The organism is Streptomyces sp. NPDC051364, from assembly GCF_040682115.1.
GTDB lineage: Bacteria > Actinomycetota > Actinomycetes > Streptomycetales > Streptomycetaceae > Streptomyces.
Map to the genome: position 1 here is coordinate 45529 of NZ_JBFBAH010000030.1, position 16078 is coordinate 61606.

General features: G+C 71.2%; 10 protein-coding genes and 1 pseudogene. 8 read left to right on the top strand and 3 right to left on the bottom strand.

The genetic code is table 11. From position 1 onward, the window contains the following. The first annotated feature begins 16 nt into the window (after positions 1-16). From AB0M76_RS35495 to AB0M76_RS35520, 6 genes and pseudogenes are all read left to right on the top strand, one after another. Entirely contained in the window at positions 17-1036 is a 1020-nt protein-coding gene (locus AB0M76_RS35495; RefSeq protein ID WP_365956873.1) for an ABC transporter substrate-binding protein, read from the top strand. A 208-nt stretch (positions 1037-1244) separates the two neighbouring features. Continuing rightward, on the top strand, positions 1245-3719 hold the full coding sequence (locus AB0M76_RS35500) for an FAD-dependent oxidoreductase (RefSeq protein WP_365956874.1): 2475 nt from the start codon (positions 1245-1247) through the stop codon (positions 3717-3719). Then, positions 3716-4948, top strand: coding sequence for a sarcosine oxidase subunit beta family protein (locus tag AB0M76_RS35505; RefSeq protein WP_365956875.1), 1233 nt, complete (start codon positions 3716-3718; stop codon positions 4946-4948). Before AB0M76_RS35500 ends, AB0M76_RS35505 begins: the two co-directional genes overlap by 4 nt. A 12-nt stretch (positions 4949-4960) precedes the next feature. Then, positions 4961-8079: pseudogene (locus AB0M76_RS35510) on the top strand (sarcosine oxidase subunit delta family protein). After that, the gene (locus AB0M76_RS35515; protein WP_365956876.1) at positions 8072-8701 is read left to right on the top strand and encodes a sarcosine oxidase subunit gamma family protein; all 630 of its coding nucleotides are present in this window, start codon (positions 8072-8074) and stop codon (positions 8699-8701) included. The pseudogene AB0M76_RS35510 and the gene AB0M76_RS35515 overlap by 8 nt, the downstream one beginning before the upstream one ends. A gap of 211 nt (positions 8702-8912) precedes the next feature. Then, positions 8913-9614: an NPP1 family protein gene (locus tag AB0M76_RS35520; RefSeq protein WP_365956894.1), complete on the top strand. Its 702-nt coding sequence runs from the start codon at positions 8913-8915 to the stop codon at positions 9612-9614. Here AB0M76_RS35520 and AB0M76_RS35525 read toward each other — a convergent pair. Continuing rightward, on the bottom strand, positions 9605-10123 hold the full coding sequence (locus AB0M76_RS35525) for a CGNR zinc finger domain-containing protein (protein ID WP_365956877.1): 519 nt from the start codon (positions 10121-10123) through the stop codon (positions 9605-9607). The genes AB0M76_RS35520 and AB0M76_RS35525 overlap by 10 nt on opposite strands. Positions 10124-10149: 26 nt before the next feature. Between AB0M76_RS35525 and AB0M76_RS35530 the strand changes: the two genes are divergently transcribed. Then, a complete protein-coding gene (locus AB0M76_RS35530) occupies positions 10150-10629 on the top strand; it encodes a GNAT family N-acetyltransferase (RefSeq protein ID WP_365956878.1) in 480 nt (159 codons plus the stop codon). An 85-nt stretch (positions 10630-10714) separates the two neighbouring features. Further along, a complete protein-coding gene (locus AB0M76_RS35535) occupies positions 10715-12925 on the top strand; it encodes a SpoIIE family protein phosphatase (protein WP_365956879.1) in 2211 nt (736 codons plus the stop codon). 491 nt (positions 12926-13416) lie between these two features. Here the strand turns inward: AB0M76_RS35535 and AB0M76_RS35540 are convergent, their stop codons facing one another. Together AB0M76_RS35540 and AB0M76_RS35545 are read right to left on the bottom strand one after the other, a co-directional pair. Further along, positions 13417-14148 (bottom strand): hypothetical protein, encoded by a 732-nt coding sequence (locus AB0M76_RS35540; RefSeq protein ID WP_365956880.1) that lies wholly within the window; start codon positions 14146-14148, stop codon positions 13417-13419. A 148-nt stretch (positions 14149-14296) separates the two neighbouring features. Then, positions 14297-15742 carry a glyceraldehyde-3-phosphate dehydrogenase gene (locus tag AB0M76_RS35545; RefSeq protein WP_365956881.1) on the bottom strand — a complete coding sequence of 482 codons (1446 nt, stop codon included), beginning with the start codon at positions 15740-15742 and terminating at the stop codon, positions 14297-14299. Between the last annotated feature and the right edge of the window lie 336 nt (positions 15743-16078).

Consider the following 16078-nt stretch of genomic DNA (forward strand, 5'->3'; position numbering starts at 1 on the left):
AGAAGGGGCAGGACACATGACAGGGAAGCTCAACACAGGGCCGGCGGCGCAGCGGCGCCCGGCCCGGAAGCGGGCGGCGCTGGCCGGTCTGTCGGCGCTGGCCCTCGCGCTCGCCGGATGCAGCGGCGCGAAGGTCGGCGAGGCGGGCGCCGGGCCCTCGGGCGGCGGCGGCAGCGCAGGGAAGTGCGGGTCCTTCAACCTCGCCGTCAACCCGTGGGTCGGGTACGAGGCCAATGCGGCGGTCATCGCGTACGTCGCGAAGAAGGACCTCGGCTGCGAGGTGACCAAGAAGGACCTCAAGGAAGAGGTCGCCTGGCAGGGGTTCGGCACCGGCGAGGTCGATGCGATCGTCGAGAACTGGGGCCACCCGGACCTGAAGAAGAAGTACATCGAGCAGCAGCAGACGGCCGTCGCCGCAGGGGAGACGGGCAACAAGGGGGTCATCGGGTGGTACGTCCCGCCGTGGCTGGCGGAGAAGTACCCGGACATCACCAAGTGGCAGAACCTCAACAAGTACGCGGACCAGCTCAAGACCTCGGAGTCCGGAGACAAGGGCCAACTGCTCGACGGGGACCCGTCGTTCGTCACCAACGACGGCGCCCTGGTGAAGAACCTGAACCTCGACTTCAAGGTGGTCTACTCGGGGAGCGAGGCCGCGCTGATCCAGGCGTTCCGCCAGGCCGAGGCCAAGAAGACGCCCGTCATCGGCTACTTCTACGAGCCGCAGTGGCTGTTCTCCGAGCTGAAGCTCGTCAAGGTGGAGCTGCCGGAGTACAAGGCGGGCTGCGACGACGACCCCGAGAAGGTGGCCTGCGACTACCCCGTCTACGCGCTGGACAAGATCGTCAGCAAGAAGTTCGCCGATTCGGGCAGCCCGGCCTACCAGCTCGTGAAGAACTTCAGCTGGTCGAACGAGGACCAGAACCTCGTGGCGAAGTACATCGCGCAGGACAAGATGTCGCCGGAGGACGCCGCCAAGAAGTGGGTGGATGCCAACCGGGCGAAGGTCGATGCCTGGCTCGGGAAGAAGAGCTGATCCGGCCCCCTGTTCCCGAGTGCCGCACCGTGCCCGGCGGGCTGTTCCGACAGCCCGCCGGGCACGGCCGTTTGCCCCTCTGCGCCGGCGAGTTGCCTCGCAATCGATCCTCTTGACACCGCCGGGGGCGACCGGCAGTGTGAGTTGCGCAACCTGCACCACGTTGCGCTGACGGCAACTCGATTTCGTTCGAATCGGAGGGGCGTAGATGGCGGGACCGCGCGTGGTCATCATCGGAGCGGGTGTCGTGGGTGCAGCGCTTGCGGACGAACTGTCCTCGCGCGGCTGGACCGATCTCACCGTGGTCGACCAGGGACCCCTCCCCGCCACCGGCGGCTCCTCTTCCCACGCCCCCGGCCTCGTGTTCCAGGCGAACCCGTCGAAGACCATGACCGAACTGGCCCGCTACACGGTCGAGAAGCTCTGCACCCTCGACGTCGACGGGCAGCCCTGCTTCCTCCAGGTCGGCGGGCTCGAACTGGCCACCACCCCGGAGCGCCTCATCGATCTGCGGCGCCGGCACGGCTGGCTCACCTCCTGGGGCGTCGAGGGCCGGCTTGTGGACCCGGACGCCTGCGTGGCGTTGCACCCCCTGGTGAACCGCGACCGCGTGCTCGGCGGACTGCTGGTCCCCACCGACGGCCTGGCCAAGGCGGTGCTCGCCGTGGAGGCGCAGCTCCGGGCCGCCCGCGCCCGGGGCGTACGCCTCCTGGAGCGCCACGAGGTCCTGGACATCCGCACCGAAGCCGACGACACCACCGGCGGCGACCGCGTCACCGCCGTGGTCACGGACCGCGGCGAGATCCCCGCCGACATCGTCGTGTGCTGCGCCGGCATCTGGGGCCCCAAGGTCGCCCGCATGGTCGGGATGAGCCTGCCGCTGACGCCCCTCGCCCACCAGCTGGCATGGACCGGCCCCGTCCCCGCACTCGCCGGACAGACCGAGGAGGCGGTCCGTCCCATCCTGCGCCACCAGGACGCCGACCTCTACTACCGCGACCGCCACGACCGGCTCGGCATCGGCTTCTACGGACACCGTCCGATGCCGGTCTCCGCCGACGACATCGCCCCACCGGACTCTGCCGAGCCGATGCCCTCCGTACTGCGGTTCACGGCCGACGACTTCGCCGACGCCTGGACCGAGACCCAGTCCCTGCTGCCGGCCACCCGGGACGCCAAGGTCGAGGAGGGCATCAACGGACTCTTCTCCTTCACCACCGACGGAATGCCCCTCCTCGGCCAATCACCCGACGTCAAGGGCTTCTGGGTCGCCGAGGCCGTCTGGGTCACCCACTCCGCCGGCGTCGGCCGCGCCATGGCCGAATGGCTCGTGGACGGCCACTGCTCCTCCTTCGACCTGCACGCATGCGACGTCAACCGCTTCGAACCGCACCAGCTCGCCCCCGCGTACGTCCTCGCCCGCGACTGTCAGAACTTCGTCGAGGTCTACGACATCCTCCACCCGCTCGAGCCCGCCGGTGCGCCCCGTCCGCTGCGCACCAGCCCGTTCCACGTCCGAGAACGCGAGCTCGGTGCCTTGTTCCTGGAGGCCTCCGGCTGGGAACGGCCCCAGTGGTACGCCGCCAACGAGCCCCTCCTGGACCGGTGGGACATCCCGGCCCCCAACGACTGGGCCGCACGGATGTGGTCGCCGATCGTCGGCGCAGAGGCCCTGGCCACCCGGGAGAGCGTCGCCCTGTACGACATGTCGGCCCTCAAACGGCTGGAGGTGTCCGGCCGCGGAGCCGCAGCCTTCCTCCAGCGCCTGACCACCTCCGACGTCGACAAGTCCGTCGGCTCGGTCACGTACACGCTGATGCTCGACGAGGACGGCGGCATCCGCAGCGACATCACGGTGGCCCGCCTCGCCCGCCACCGTTTCCAGATCGGGGCCAACGGCAACCTCGACCTGGACTGGCTCACCCGCCACCTGCCCGGCGACGGCTCCGTCGTCGTACGGGACATCACCGCGGGCACCTGCTGCATCGGCCTGTGGGGACCGAAGGCGCGCGAGGTGCTCCAGCCGCTCACCGACGCCGACTTCTCCAACGAGGGCCTGCGGTACTTCCGGGCCCGCAGCGCCCATATCGGGGCCGTTCCCGTCACCGCCCTGCGCCTCAGCTACGTCGGCGAGCTCGGCTGGGAGCTGTACACGAGCGCCGACATGGGGCTGAAGCTGTGGGACACGCTCTGGGGGGCCGCGCAGCCGTACGGTGGCATCGCGGCCGGCCGGGGCGCCTTCAACAGTCTGCGCCTGGAGAAGGGGTACCGGTCCTTCGGCACCGACATGGGTCACGAACACGACCCGTACGAGGCCGGCCTGGGCTTCGCAGTCAAGACGGGCAAGGGCGATTTCATCGGCCGGGCCGCACTGGAACGGCGCGCCGCCGACGTCCGGCGCCGCCTCACCTGCCTGACCGTCGACGACCCGAGCGCCGTCGTCATGGGCAAGGAGCCCGTGTACGACGGGGACCGGCCGGTCGGCTACGTCACCAGCGCCGCGTACGGCCACACCATCGGCAAGGGCATCGCCTACGCCTGGCTGCCCGCGGAGCTCGCCACGCCGGGTCGCGCCCTGGACATCGGCTACTTCGACCTGCGCATCGCGGCCGCCGTCGCCGAGGAGCCGCTGTTCGACCCGGGGATGCGACGCCTGCGCGGCCTGTCGGGGGACGCCCGATGAGCCCCCGGACCCCGGGCGCCGGCCTGCCCGAACATCCCTCCTGGCTGTGGCGCACACCCGAGCCCAAGCGCAGTTACGACGTGGTCATCGTGGGCGGCGGCGGACACGGCCTGGCAACCGCCCACTACCTGGCGAAGAACCACGGCATCACCGACGTCGCCGTCCTCGAACGGGGCTGGCTCGCCGGCGGAAACATGGCCCGCAACACCACCATCATCCGCTCCAACTACCTCTGGGACGAGAGCGCCGGGATCTACGAGCACGCCCTCAAACTGTGGGAGGGGCTGGAGGAGGACCTCGACTACCCGATCCTGTTCTCCCAGCGCGGCGTGCTGAACCTGGCCCACACCCTTCAGGACGTACGGGACGGCGTGCGCCGCGTCGAGGCCAACCGGCTGAACGGCGTGGACGCCGAATGGCTCGACCCGGCGCAGGTGAAGGAAGTCTGCCCGATCGTCGACACCTCCCCGGACGTGCGGTATCCCGTCATGGGCGCCACCTACCAGCCGCGCGCGGGCATCGCCAAGCACGACCACGTCGCCTGGGGCCTCGCCCGCGCGGCCGACGCCGCCGGCATCGACCTCGTCCAGAACTGCGAGGTCACCGGCATCGACGTCGAGGACGGCCGGGTCACCGGGGTACAGACCTCGCTCGGGCCGATCGCAGCCGGCCGGGTCGCCCTCTGCGCGGCCGGGCACTCCTCCGTACTGGCCGCGATGGCCGGCTTCGAGGTGCCCCTGCAGAGCCACCCGCTGCAAGCGCTGGTCTCCGAGCTGCTGGAGCCCGTGCACCCCACCGTCGTGATGTCCAACGCCGTGCACGTGTACGTCAGCCAGGCCCACAAGGGCGAGCTGGTCATGGGCGCCGGCATCGACGCGTACAACGCGTACACGCAGCGCGGTGCGTTCCACATCATCGAACGCCAGATGGCGGCCGCCCTCGAACTCTTCCCGGTCTTCGCCCGCGCGCACGTCCTGCGCACCTGGGGCGGCATCGTCGACGTCAGCCCCGACGCGTCCCCGATCACCGGACTCACCCCCGTGGAGCACCTCTACGTCAACTGCGGCTGGGGCACCGGCGGTTTCAAGGCCACACCCGGAGTCGGCTGGGCCTTCGCGCACACCATCGCCCACGACGCCCCCCACCCGCTCAACGCCCCCTTCACGCTCGAACGCTTCACCACCGGCGCGCTCGTCGACGAGCACGGCGCGGCCGCGGTGGCCCACTGAGGAGCCGAGACGATGCTGCTCATTCCCTGTCCCTGGTGCGGGCCCCGCGACGAGGCCGAGTTCCACTACGGCGGCCAGGCACACGTGCCCTACCCCGCGGACCCCGCGGCCCTGAGCGACGAGGCGTGGGCCCGCTACCTCTTCTTCCGCGACAACCCCAAGGGCCCCTTCGCCGAGCGGTGGAGCCACGCGGACGGCTGCCGCCGCTGGTTCAACGTCGTCCGGGACACGGCGACCAACGAGATCCGCTCCGTCTACCGGACCGGCGAGCCGAGGCCGGTGAGCTCATGACCGCGCACCCCTTCCGGCTGCCCGACCGCGGCCGCATCCGGCGGGACCAGCCGCTCCGCTTCCGCTTCGACGGCGTCGCGTACGAGGGCTACCGGGGCGACACCCTCGCTTCGGCGCTGCTCGCCCATGGCGTTCACCAGGCCGCCAGCAGCGTCAAGCTCGGCCGTCCGCGCGGGATCTTCACCGCGGGAGCCGAGGAGCCGAACGCCGTCGTACAGATCGAGGAACCCTTCCCCGAGCCGATGCTGCCCGCCACGGCCGTCGAGCTGTACGACGGGCTCGTCGCGAGCAGCCTCCCCGGGCAGGGCCGGCTCGCCACCGCACCCGACCCGGCCCGCTACGACGCGGTCCACGCCCACTGCGACCTGCTCGTCGTCGGCGCCGGCCCGGCCGGCCTGGCAGCGGCGACGGCGGCAGCCCGCAGCGGGGCCCGCGTGATCCTCGCCGACGACCGGCCCGAGCCGGGCGGCAGCCTGCTCGGCACGGGCGAGCTGCCCGAGTGGGCCGCCGCGGCGGGCGCGGAGCTCGACGCGGCGCCCGAGGTCCGCGTACTGCTCCGCACGGCCGTCTTCGGCCACTACGACGACAACCACGTGCTCGCCGTGGAGCGCCGCACCCACCACCTCGGTGCGCAGGCCCCCGCGCACGTCTCCCGCGAGCGGGTGTGGCGGATCCGGGCGCGCCGGGTCGTGCTCGCGACCGGCGCGCACGAACGCTCGCTCGCCTTCGCCGACAACGACCGCCCCGGCGTGATGCTGGCCGCGGCCGCCCGTACGTACCTGCACCGGTTCGGTGTCGTACCGGGCCGCCGCGCGGTCGTGTTCACCACGAACGACAGCGCGTACGCGGCCGTACTCGATCTGGCCGCGGCGGGTGTCGCGATCGCCGCGGTCGTCGACGCCCGGCCCCGGCCGGGGGAGTGGGCGGGCCGTGCCGCCGAGGCCGGCATCGAGGTGCTCACCGGGCATGTGGTGACGGGCACCGCGGGCGCACCCCGGGTCTCCTCGGTGACCGTGACCGTGACCGAGGCCGTGCCCGGTTCCGGGGAAGGCTCCGCCGCCCGCGAGATCCCCGCCGACCTCCTGCTCGTCTCCGGCGGCTGGAACCCGGTCGTCCACCTGTTCAGCCAGGCCGGCGGGCGCCTGCGGTACGACTCGGTACTCGGGACCTTCGTCCCCGACGCCGGCCGCCAAGCCGTGGAGGCCGCGGGCGCGGCACGCGGCACGTTCGACCTCTCCCGCTGCCTGACCGAGGGCCGGGCCGCGGGAACCCGAGCCCTCGAAGCCGAGGGCTTCACCGCCCACGACGCGCTCCCGCTCCCGCCCGTCGCCGAACAGCCCCGGACCCCCGCCCGGCACCTGTGGGTGGTCCCCGGGGCGGACACCGCCCGCAGCTTCGTCGACCTCCAGCGCGATGTCACCGTCGACGACCTCGCCCGCGCGACGGGCGCCGGCCTCCGGTCGGCGGAACACCTCAAGCGCTACACCACGGCGGGCACCGCGAACGACCAGGGCAAGACCTCCGGCGTCCTCGCGAGCGGAGTCGTCGCACACCTGCTGGGCGTCGACGTCGGCGAGCTGGGCACGACGACCTTCCGCGCCCCGTACGCCCCGGTCTCCTTCGCCGCGCTCGCCGGCCGCGACCGAGGCCTGCTGCACGACCCCGTACGCGTGACCGCCCTGCACGACCGGCACGTCACGCACGGCGCCGAGTTCGAGAACGTCGGCCAGTGGGAACGGCCCTGGTACTACCCGCAGGCAGGCGAGGACAAGGCGGCGGCGGTGCTGCGCGAATGCCGCGCCGCCCGCGAGGGCGTCGCCCTCATGGATGCCTCCACCCTCGGCAAGATCGACGTGCAGGGGCCGGACGCCGGTGTCTTCCTGGACCGGCTCTACACCAACATGATGAGCACCCTGAAGGTTGGCATGATCCGCTACGGCGTCATGTGCCGCCCGGACGGGATGGTCTTCGACGACGGCACCGCCATCCGCCTCGCCGGCGACCGCTACCTCGTCACCACCACGACCGGCAACGCCGCGGCCGTACTGGACTGGATGGAGGAATGGCTCCAGACGGAGTGGCCCGAACTGCGCGTGCACTGCACCTCGGTCACCGAACAGTGGGCCACCGTGGCCCTCGTCGGGCCGCGCTCCCGGGACGTCCTGCGCGGGCTCGCCCCCCGACTCGCCGTGGACGCGGCCGACTTCCCGTTCATGGCCTGGCGGGACACGGCCGTCGCCGGGATCCCGGCCCGCGTGTGCCGGATCAGCTTCTCCGGCGAGCTGGCGTACGAGATCAACGTACTGCCGTGGGAAGCCCCCGAGCTGTGGGAGGCGCTGTACGAGGCGGGCCGCCCCCTCGGCATCACCCCGTACGGCACCGAGACGATGCACGTCCTGCGCGCCGAGAAGGGCTACCCCATCGTCGGCCAGGACACCGACGGCACCGTGACCCCTCAGGACCTCGGCATGAGCTGGGTCGTGTCCCGCAAGAAGCCCGACTTCATCGGCAAGCGCTCGTACACCCGGCCCGACACCGCCCGGCCCGACCGCAAGCACCTCGTCGGACTGCTGCCGGACGACCCCGCCGTCCTGCTGCCCGAAGGCACCCAACTGGTCGCTGCCGCCCCGCTGCCCGAACCTCCGGTGCCGATGCTCGGACACGTTACCTCCAGCTACCGCAGCGCGGCGCTCGGCCGCACGTTCGCGCTCGCCCTGGTCAAGGGCGGCCGGGAGCGCATCGGCGACCGGCTGTACGCACCGGTGGGCGGCGGCCTGGTCCCGGTCACCGTCACCGGTCCCGTCCTCTACGACCCCGAGGGGGCAGGCCGCGATGGCTGACACCGCCGCCCGCCGCGCCGGGCGGAGCCCGCTCGCGCCGTACGCCGAACGCTTCGCCGCCGCCACCCGCGCCTCGGGCGGAGCCCTGCGGCTGGCGGAACTGCCCTTCCTCGCCCAGGTCGACGTACGGCTCGACCCCAAGGGCCCGGCTGCGGACGCCGTCGGACTCGCGCTCGGCTTCCCGCTGCCGCTGGAACCCAACACGGTCGCGCGCGGGGGCGAGTTCGCGGCGCTGTGGCTGGGCCAGGACGAATGGCTCGTCATCGGACCGGCCGGAACCCGGACGCACCTCGAAGCCCGGCTGCGCGAGGCCGTCGGCGACCGGCACGCGGCAGTCGTCGACGTCTCGGCACAGCGCACCACCCTGCTGGTCGGCGGGGCCCGGGCCGCCGAACTCCTCGCGCACGGCTGCTCCCTCGACCTGCACCCCCGCGCCTTCGGTGCCGGCCGCTGCGCCCAGACCACGCTGGCCCGGGCCCAGGTGGTGCTGGTCCCGCACGACGAGCACCGGCCCGGATTCCGGGTCCTGGTGCGCTCCTCGTTCGCCGGCTACCTCGCCGAATGGCTTCTCGACGCGGCATCGGAGTACATCTGGAATTCGCCCGACTCGACCCCGGCCTGAACGCTGCCCGGCTAGCGTGGCACCGGTCGTGCGACCAGGGAACGCGATGGTGCCCGGAGAACCCGGAACCAGCGGTACAGGCCGAGGAGATGATGTGCGCAGCTTGCTGTCGGCGTCGACGAACGAGCATGCAGAAACCTTCCGCCGTCAGCGGTGGGCCAGAGTCCGCCGGGCCGCGGCCACCGCCGGCCTCGGTGCCGCGGCCCTCGTGATGACCCTTCCGGCCGTCGCCGTCGCCGACGTGATGCCGCCCCTGCCGCAGAACGCGGACGGCCTCGAGCAGACCTTCTCGCCCGCCTTCGACTACGACGGGGACGGCTGCTACGCCACCGCCGCCATCAGCAGCAGCGGCGCCCTCAATCCCGGCCTCAAGCTCGGGGGAGCGGTGAACGGCCACTGCCGGGACTACACGCAACTGCAGAACTCCAACACGTACTCCCGCGAGAAGTGCAACAACGGCTGGTGCGCCGTCATGTACGCCGGCTACTTCGAGAAGGACCAGGCCACCCTCGGCCCGGCGGCCATCGGGCACCGCCACGACTTCGAGCACGTCGTGGTCTGGATCAAGGACAACGAAGTCCGGTACGTGTCGACTTCGCAGCACAGCGGCTGGAAGTGGTACCCCCGCTCACAGGTCCGTTTCGACGGGACGCACGCCAAGGTCGTCTACCACAAGGACGGCGCCTCGACCCACTTCTACCGCCTCGCCAACGGCAACGACGAGCCCGCGGAGAACCACACCGGCAACTGGTTCTACCCGCGCCTCGTCGGCTGGAAGGGCTACCCGGCCGGGTTCCGCGACAAGCTGATGACCGCCGACTTCGGCTCCGCCACGATCAAGATCTCCGACGGCCGCTTCAACGACGCCCTGAACGCTGCCAAGCCCCCCATCCCGTTCGACCCCTACGCGTAACGCGCGCGGTGCCGGCGTACCGCGTCGCGGTTGGCGCAGCGCTGGGTGCAGTAGCGCCGGCGTCCGGTACGGGAAGTGTCGGCGAAGACCGTGGCGCACTCGGTCACGGCGCACCGCCGCAGCCGGTGCATGCCCCGCCCGGCCAGGTGCAGCGCCGTCCCGACGGAGATCAGCGAGAACAGCAGGGAGCCGAGCGGCTGCCGGTCGGGGCGGTAGTGCAGGTGCCAGCCGTCGCCGGCGTGGTCGGTCAGCCGCGGATGGGCGGTCGCCGCCTCCAGCATCCGGTTGACCAGCTCGGCGCGCTCCGGCTCGTCGTCGGCGTCGACCACCTTCTCCCACACATCCAGCGCTGCCCCGGCCCGGTCCAGATCCTGCGGCGTGGCCGGTCCCTCCAGGGCCAGGCCGGCTGCGCGGCAGCGCTCCGAGAGTTCCTCGGGGCTCGCCGGACGCCGGTTGGCCAGGTCCGCAGCGAGGTTGACGGCGTCCTCGCCGTAAGGGTTGAGGTGCACCAGACCATTACACCAGTCTGGTCGGCATGAGAGACCACACCGGAGTACGGCCGGCGACGGACGGCGATGTCGCGGAACTCGTCCGCCTGCGGGCGCTGTTGTTCGAGGACCTCGGCGGCGACTTCTTCAACCCCTCGTCCATGGATGACGATTGGCGCGTCGCGCTGGCCGTGGTGCTGAAGGAGCAGCTGACGGCGGAATCCGTACGGATCCTCGTCGTGGACGGCGACCACGGCCTCGCCGCATGCGGCATCGGCACCGTCGAGCAGCGGCTGCCCGGCCCGCACCTGCGCAACGGCCGGATCGGACACGTGATCGGCGTGGTCACCGACCCGGCCCACCGGCGGCGCGGACACAGCCGGGCGATCATGCGGGCCCTGCTCGACTGGTTCCGGGAACGCGAGGCCGCCCGCGTGGACCTGTACGCCTCCACCGAGGGCGAGCCGCTCTACCGCGCGCTCGGCTTCGACGACCACCCCGACCCCGCCCTGTGCCGACGCCCGTGACGGCGGTACCGCCGGACGCGGGTGCGGGCTCGCCCGGGGCAGGCGGGTGCCGACGTGGGGGAGGGCGGGGAGGGAACATGGTCGGGTGCGAAACCTTCCAGGGCGTGACCAGGGTGCCGAGGGTGGCGAGGGGGCCGAGCGGGCCGCGCGGCCCGAGGGTGCCGACCAGCGGCTGCTGGGGGAGGCGCTGCTCGATGCCTGCAGTGACGCGGGGGCGTCCATCGGCATGCTCTACCTGCCCGACCCCACCCGGCGCGTCCTGCACCTGGCGATGGCCGCCGGGGTGTCCCGCGAGTTCGCGCTGCCCTGGTCCCGCGTCGGGCTGGACGATCCCATCCCCGTGGCCGACGCCGTCCGCGACAGCCGGCTCGTCTGGCTCGGCGGCCAGGAGGAGACGGCCCGCCGCTACCCGCGCCTCGGCCTGGTCCTGCCGTACGACTTCGCGCTCGCCGCCGCCCCGCTCCCTGCCCAGGCCGCCGACCGGGAGGGGTCCCCGGGGGCCGGTCTCGTACTCCTGTGGCCCGGCTCCCACGGGCCCCTCCTGACCGACGGGGAACGCGGGTCCGTGGAGTCGTCCTGCCACCGTCTCGCCCACGTCCTGGGACAGGCCGCCGCCGGCGGCCGCCCGATCCACCCCCCGGCACACCCCGTCATACTGCGACCGCTTCCCCCTCCCACACCCGGGCCGGTCGAGGCGGCCGCCGCCCTGGCCTTCGTCCGCAGGCTGCCCGGCGGCAACTGCGCACTCGACCTGAACGGAACCATCACCTTCATCACCCCCGAGGCCGCCGAGCTGCTCGGCGCACCCGTCTCCCAGCTGCGCGGAGCCCTGCCCTGGGAGGCCCTTCCCTGGATGGACAACCCCACCATCGAGGACCACTACCGGGCCACCGTGATCAGCCGGATGCCTCGCAGCTTCACCGCCGCGCCCCCGATCGGCCGGTACCTGCGGTTCGACCTCTACCCCGACGACACCGGGATCAGCGTCCGCATCAGGCCGGTCGCCGACCAGCCCGCCCCGCCGCCCGCCACCCCGACGGCCGATTCAGCGGAGCCGTCCCCCAGCCGGGCCACCGCCCTCTACCAGCTCATGCACCTGGCAGCCAGCCTCACCGAGGCCGCCCACGCCCAGGACGTGGTCGACCAGGCCGCCGACCAGCTCGTCCCCGCGCTCGGAGCCCAGGCCATGGCCCTCCTGGTGGCGGAGGAACAGCGCCTGCGCATGGTCGGACACCGCGGCTACCCGGCCGAGCTCATGGCCCGCTACGACGGCATGCCCCTCAGCCTCGACACCGCCATCACCCACGGCCTGCGTACGGGCAATCCGCTGTTCTTCGGCGACGAGAGCGAGCTCCTGGCCGCCTTCCCGGCCATCGTGGTCGCGGACGGCATGGCCGCCTGGGCCTTCCTGCCGCTGATCGCGTCCAAGCGCCCCATCGGCACCCTCGTCCTCGCCTACGCCCGCCCCCGCTCCTTCGCCCCCGGCGAACGGGCCGTCCTCACCTCCATCGCCGGGCTCATCGCCCAGGCCCTGGACCGCGCCCGTATCTACGACTCCACCCACCAGCTCGCCCACAGCCTGCAGACCGGCCTGCTGCCCCACGCCCTGCCCCGTATCCCGCACCTCGAAGTCGCCGCCCGCTATCTGCCCGCGGCGCACGGCCTCGACATCGGCGGTGACTTCTACGACCTCATCCGCATCGACGACACCACGGTCGCGGCCGCCATCGGAGACGTCCAGGGCCACAACGTGAACGCCGCCGCGCTCATGGGCCAGGTCCGCGCGGCCGTCCACGCCACCGCCGGCGCACCGCCCGAAGAGGTCCTCGCCCGCACCAACCGGCTGCTGACCGACCTCGAACCGGGGCTGTTCACGAGCTGCCTGTACGCCCACATCGACCTGGCGGCCCGGACCGCCCACCTGGCCACCGCCGGCCACCCGCCACCCCTGCTGCGCCACGCCGACAGCCCGACGAAGGTGCTCCATCTGCCGCCGGGCCTGCTCCTGGGCATCGACCCCGACGCCGCGTACACGGCCGTCGAGATCCCCTTCACCCCGGCCACCCTCCTCACCCTCTACACTGACGGCCTGGTCGAGGTCCCCGGCGAGGACCTCGAGGAAGCCATCGACGCGGTTGCCGCGCGCATCACGGGAACCCCCGGAGACCACCCCCTGGACGATCTGGCGGACGACCTCATCGAGCACGCCCGGAGCGGCGCCCCGCGCACCGACGACACCGCTCTCCTCCTCCTGCGCTCCCAGACCCGGTCCGAGGCTCAGGGGAACGGTACGTAGGTCTTGCCGTTCAGGTAGAGGTAGCCGTCCTGCCCGGTGTACCACTCGTACGTCATCCGCGTATATGCCCATGGCCTCAACGTAACGCGGGGCGCGGAACGTGACGGAGCCCGGGAGCATATCCAGCTCCCGGGCTCCAGCTTGCCACCCATTTGCGCACACCGGCGGCGTTTAAGAGTCGCGGATCATTCTGAGACCGACGTGTTCTGCCTTTGAACTACCGCGCCACGAGAGAGGCGCAGAGGGGACTTGAACCCCCATCCGTCGATGATCGTCCGCGCTCGGTCGATCCGGCGTTCGGCGGCGAATGCTGAGACTGGAGCGAGAATCTGAGTTTCACGGGGCCGCCTCTGCCGGCTTGGGCCACCCCGGCACGTGTGCCGGGGGAGGGATTCGAACCCCCAACTGACACCCCTTGGTCAGCTTCAACATCAGTTTCAGCTTTGCGCTTTGCGCGCACCCCCCCGCTCGCACAGGGGGCGATCTTGAGGCTACCGGAACAGGTAGCCGAACACTGCATCCCCGACGCGCTGGTCGGTGACCTCGGTGCCGTTGGCCTCCTCGCGGGCGAACTTGACGGCCTGCTGGAGCCTTTCGACCCGGTCGAGGAGCTCGTTGACCCGGCGGGCCGGCAGCGCGCCGGAGAACTTCACCGTCGTCCAGTAACCGACCGGGACGTCCTCGTAGTACACCTCGACCTGGGCCGGGTGCTTCTCCGTGGCCTCGGCCTTCACGTGGTTGCGCGGCACCTTCCTGGTGCGGATCGTGCGGACCGGGTCGGTCTTCCACGCATCCGTCGAGGGGTCGAGGTTCCACGCCTCCGAGGCGTCCAGGACGGGGAGCTTGCGTACGAACGTGTGCAGGTCGGTGAGCTGCTTCTCGAGGAACAGCAGGTACGGGACGGGTACTTGGGGCAGCAGGACCGTTCCGTCGACAACGACGTCCGCGGCCGCCGTGCGGTTCGCCCAGTCCTTCGTCGCCGTCACGTCGAAGAGCCGCGTCAGCGTTCCCGCCGTCGCGCGCAGCACGTCCTCCGCCTTGACCTGCACCCGCGTGGACTCGGGCGGCAGCTGCTCGCCCTCCTCGTCCTTGGGCTGGTACGTCCGCGAGATGCCGGCCAGCAACGCCGGCTTCTGGACGTCCTGATGGGCTTGGGTCAGCTCCTGGAGAGACTTGGACTTGACGCCCTTCTCCACTGCGATGATCTGATTCAACTTCGGCACACGAGGAAGCTAACAGCACAACAGTCCACCGCACACCCGAGTTTTCGCGCGGGCCTCCCCACCAACGCCCACGGCCCGTTCCGCCGCCCGTGGTGGGCGGTGGAACGGGCCGTGAGTACGCGGAGAGCGCGACTCGCGTGCGACGGGATCAGACCGCCGGGGCCGGGTACGTCGGGTACTCGACGCCCGAGACGTGCTGGACGACGCGGATGACCTGGCACGAGTAGCCGAACTCGTTGTCGTACCAGAGGTAGAGGATCGCGTTGTCGCCGTCGACCTTGGTGGCGCCTGCGTCGATGATCGAGGCGTGGCGCGAGCCGACGAAGTCCATGGAGACCGCGTCGGGGGCCGTGGTGAAGTCGATCTGGCGCTTGAGCGGCGAGTGCAGCGAGACGTCGCGGAGGTAGTCCAGGACTTCCTCGCGGGTGGTCTCGCGGCCCAGGCGCAGGCTCAGGATGGCGATCGAGACGTCCGGGACGGGGACGCGGATCGAGCTGCCGGTGATCGGCGCCTTGAGGTCGGGCAGCGCCTTGGCGACGGCGGACGCGGCACCGGTCTCGGTGATGACCATGTTGAGCGGCGCGGAACGGCCGCGGCGGTCGGCCTTGTGGTAGTTGTCCAGCAGGTTCTGGTCGTTCGTGAACGAGTGGACGGTCTCCACGTGGCCGCGCAGCACGCCGTACTCGTCGTCCATGGCCTTCAGCGGCGGGACGATCGCGTTGGTGGTGCAGGAGGCGCAGGACAGGATCTGCTCGTCCGGCTTGATCGTGTCGTGGTTGACACCGTGGACGATGTTCGGGACGTCGCCCTTGCCCGGGGCGGTCAGGACGACCTTGTCGATGCCCGGGCGCAGGTGCTTGGACAGACCCTCACGGTCACGCCACTTGCCCGTGTTGTCGATGAGGATGGCGTCCTTGATGCCGTACGCGGTGTAGTCGACCTCGGACGGGTCGTTCGCGTAGATCACCTTGATCGCGTTGCCGTTGGCGATGATCGTGCTCGTCGCCTCGTCCACGGTGATGGTGCCCTGGAACTGGCCGTGGATCGAGTCGCGGCGCAGCAGCGAGGCGCGCTTGACGATGTCCTGGTCGCCGCCCTGGCGGACGACGATGGCACGCAGGCGCAGCCCGTTGCCGGAGCCGGCCTTCTCGATGAGCAGGCGGGCGACGAGGCGGCCGATGCGGCCGAAGCCGTACAGGACGACGTCGCGGCCGTCGCCGCGCTCGATCTTGTTCGCACCGGTGGCACCGGCGACGGCCTCGGCGGTGAACTCGGCCACCGAGAGGCCGCGGTCGTCGTTCTTGTACTCCGCGGCGAGCATGCCGATGTCGATCTGGGACGGGCCGAGATCGAGGGTGGTGAGCACCTGCAGGAACGGCAGCGTCTCGGTGACCGAGAGCTCCTCACCGTCGATCTGCCGGGCGAATCGGTGGGTCTTCAGGATGCTGACCACCGACTTGTTCACCAAGGAGCGGCTGTGGAGCAGGATCGTTACGTCCTGTTCCCGGTGCAGCTTCCCGATGATCGGGATCATCGACTCCGCGATCTCCTCGCGGTTTTTCCAGTTGGTGAACGAGTCGTCATTGACAGTCACAGGTTTATCTTTCGAGCTAGGCGGCGCTCACATGCTAACCCCACGCCCCTTTGACCACTCAAGGGGTACTGCCTGAGGGGTGTTATGTGGCGGTATGTCTTACTTACTCCTCGGATGATCCTCTGAATGGCTCACGCGCTCGCGAAGCGCGAGAGGGAGGAGCGAGGGGGTATCGGCGAGGGGGCGGCATCCCGTCGCGGAGGCCGACGGGCCGGTCCGGGGGGCGCAGGGGTGAAGACGTACCCATCATGACAGGTCAGAGGGTGTTTTCGTAGGACCAAGGGCACAGTCGATTGCCCTTGTTTGGGCACCTGTGCGGCTTTGAGAATCACCGTC

Bases quoted from the DNA above. Each gene is read 5' to 3' on its own strand.
- AB0M76_RS35495 (WP_365956873.1), top strand. From the start codon at position 17: ATGACAGGGAAGCTCAACACAGGGCCGGCGGCGCAGCGGCGCCCGGCC.
- AB0M76_RS35500 (WP_365956874.1), top strand. From the start codon at position 1,245: ATGGCGGGACCGCGCGTGGTCATCATCGGAGCGGGTGTCGTGGGTGCA.
- AB0M76_RS35505 (WP_365956875.1), top strand. From the start codon at position 3,716: ATGAGCCCCCGGACCCCGGGCGCCGGCCTGCCCGAACATCCCTCCTGG.
- AB0M76_RS35515 (WP_365956876.1), top strand. From the start codon at position 8,072: ATGGCTGACACCGCCGCCCGCCGCGCCGGGCGGAGCCCGCTCGCGCCG.
- AB0M76_RS35520 (WP_365956894.1), top strand. From the start codon at position 8,913: ATGACCCTTCCGGCCGTCGCCGTCGCCGACGTGATGCCGCCCCTGCCG.
- AB0M76_RS35530 (WP_365956878.1), top strand. From the start codon at position 10,150: ATGAGAGACCACACCGGAGTACGGCCGGCGACGGACGGCGATGTCGCG.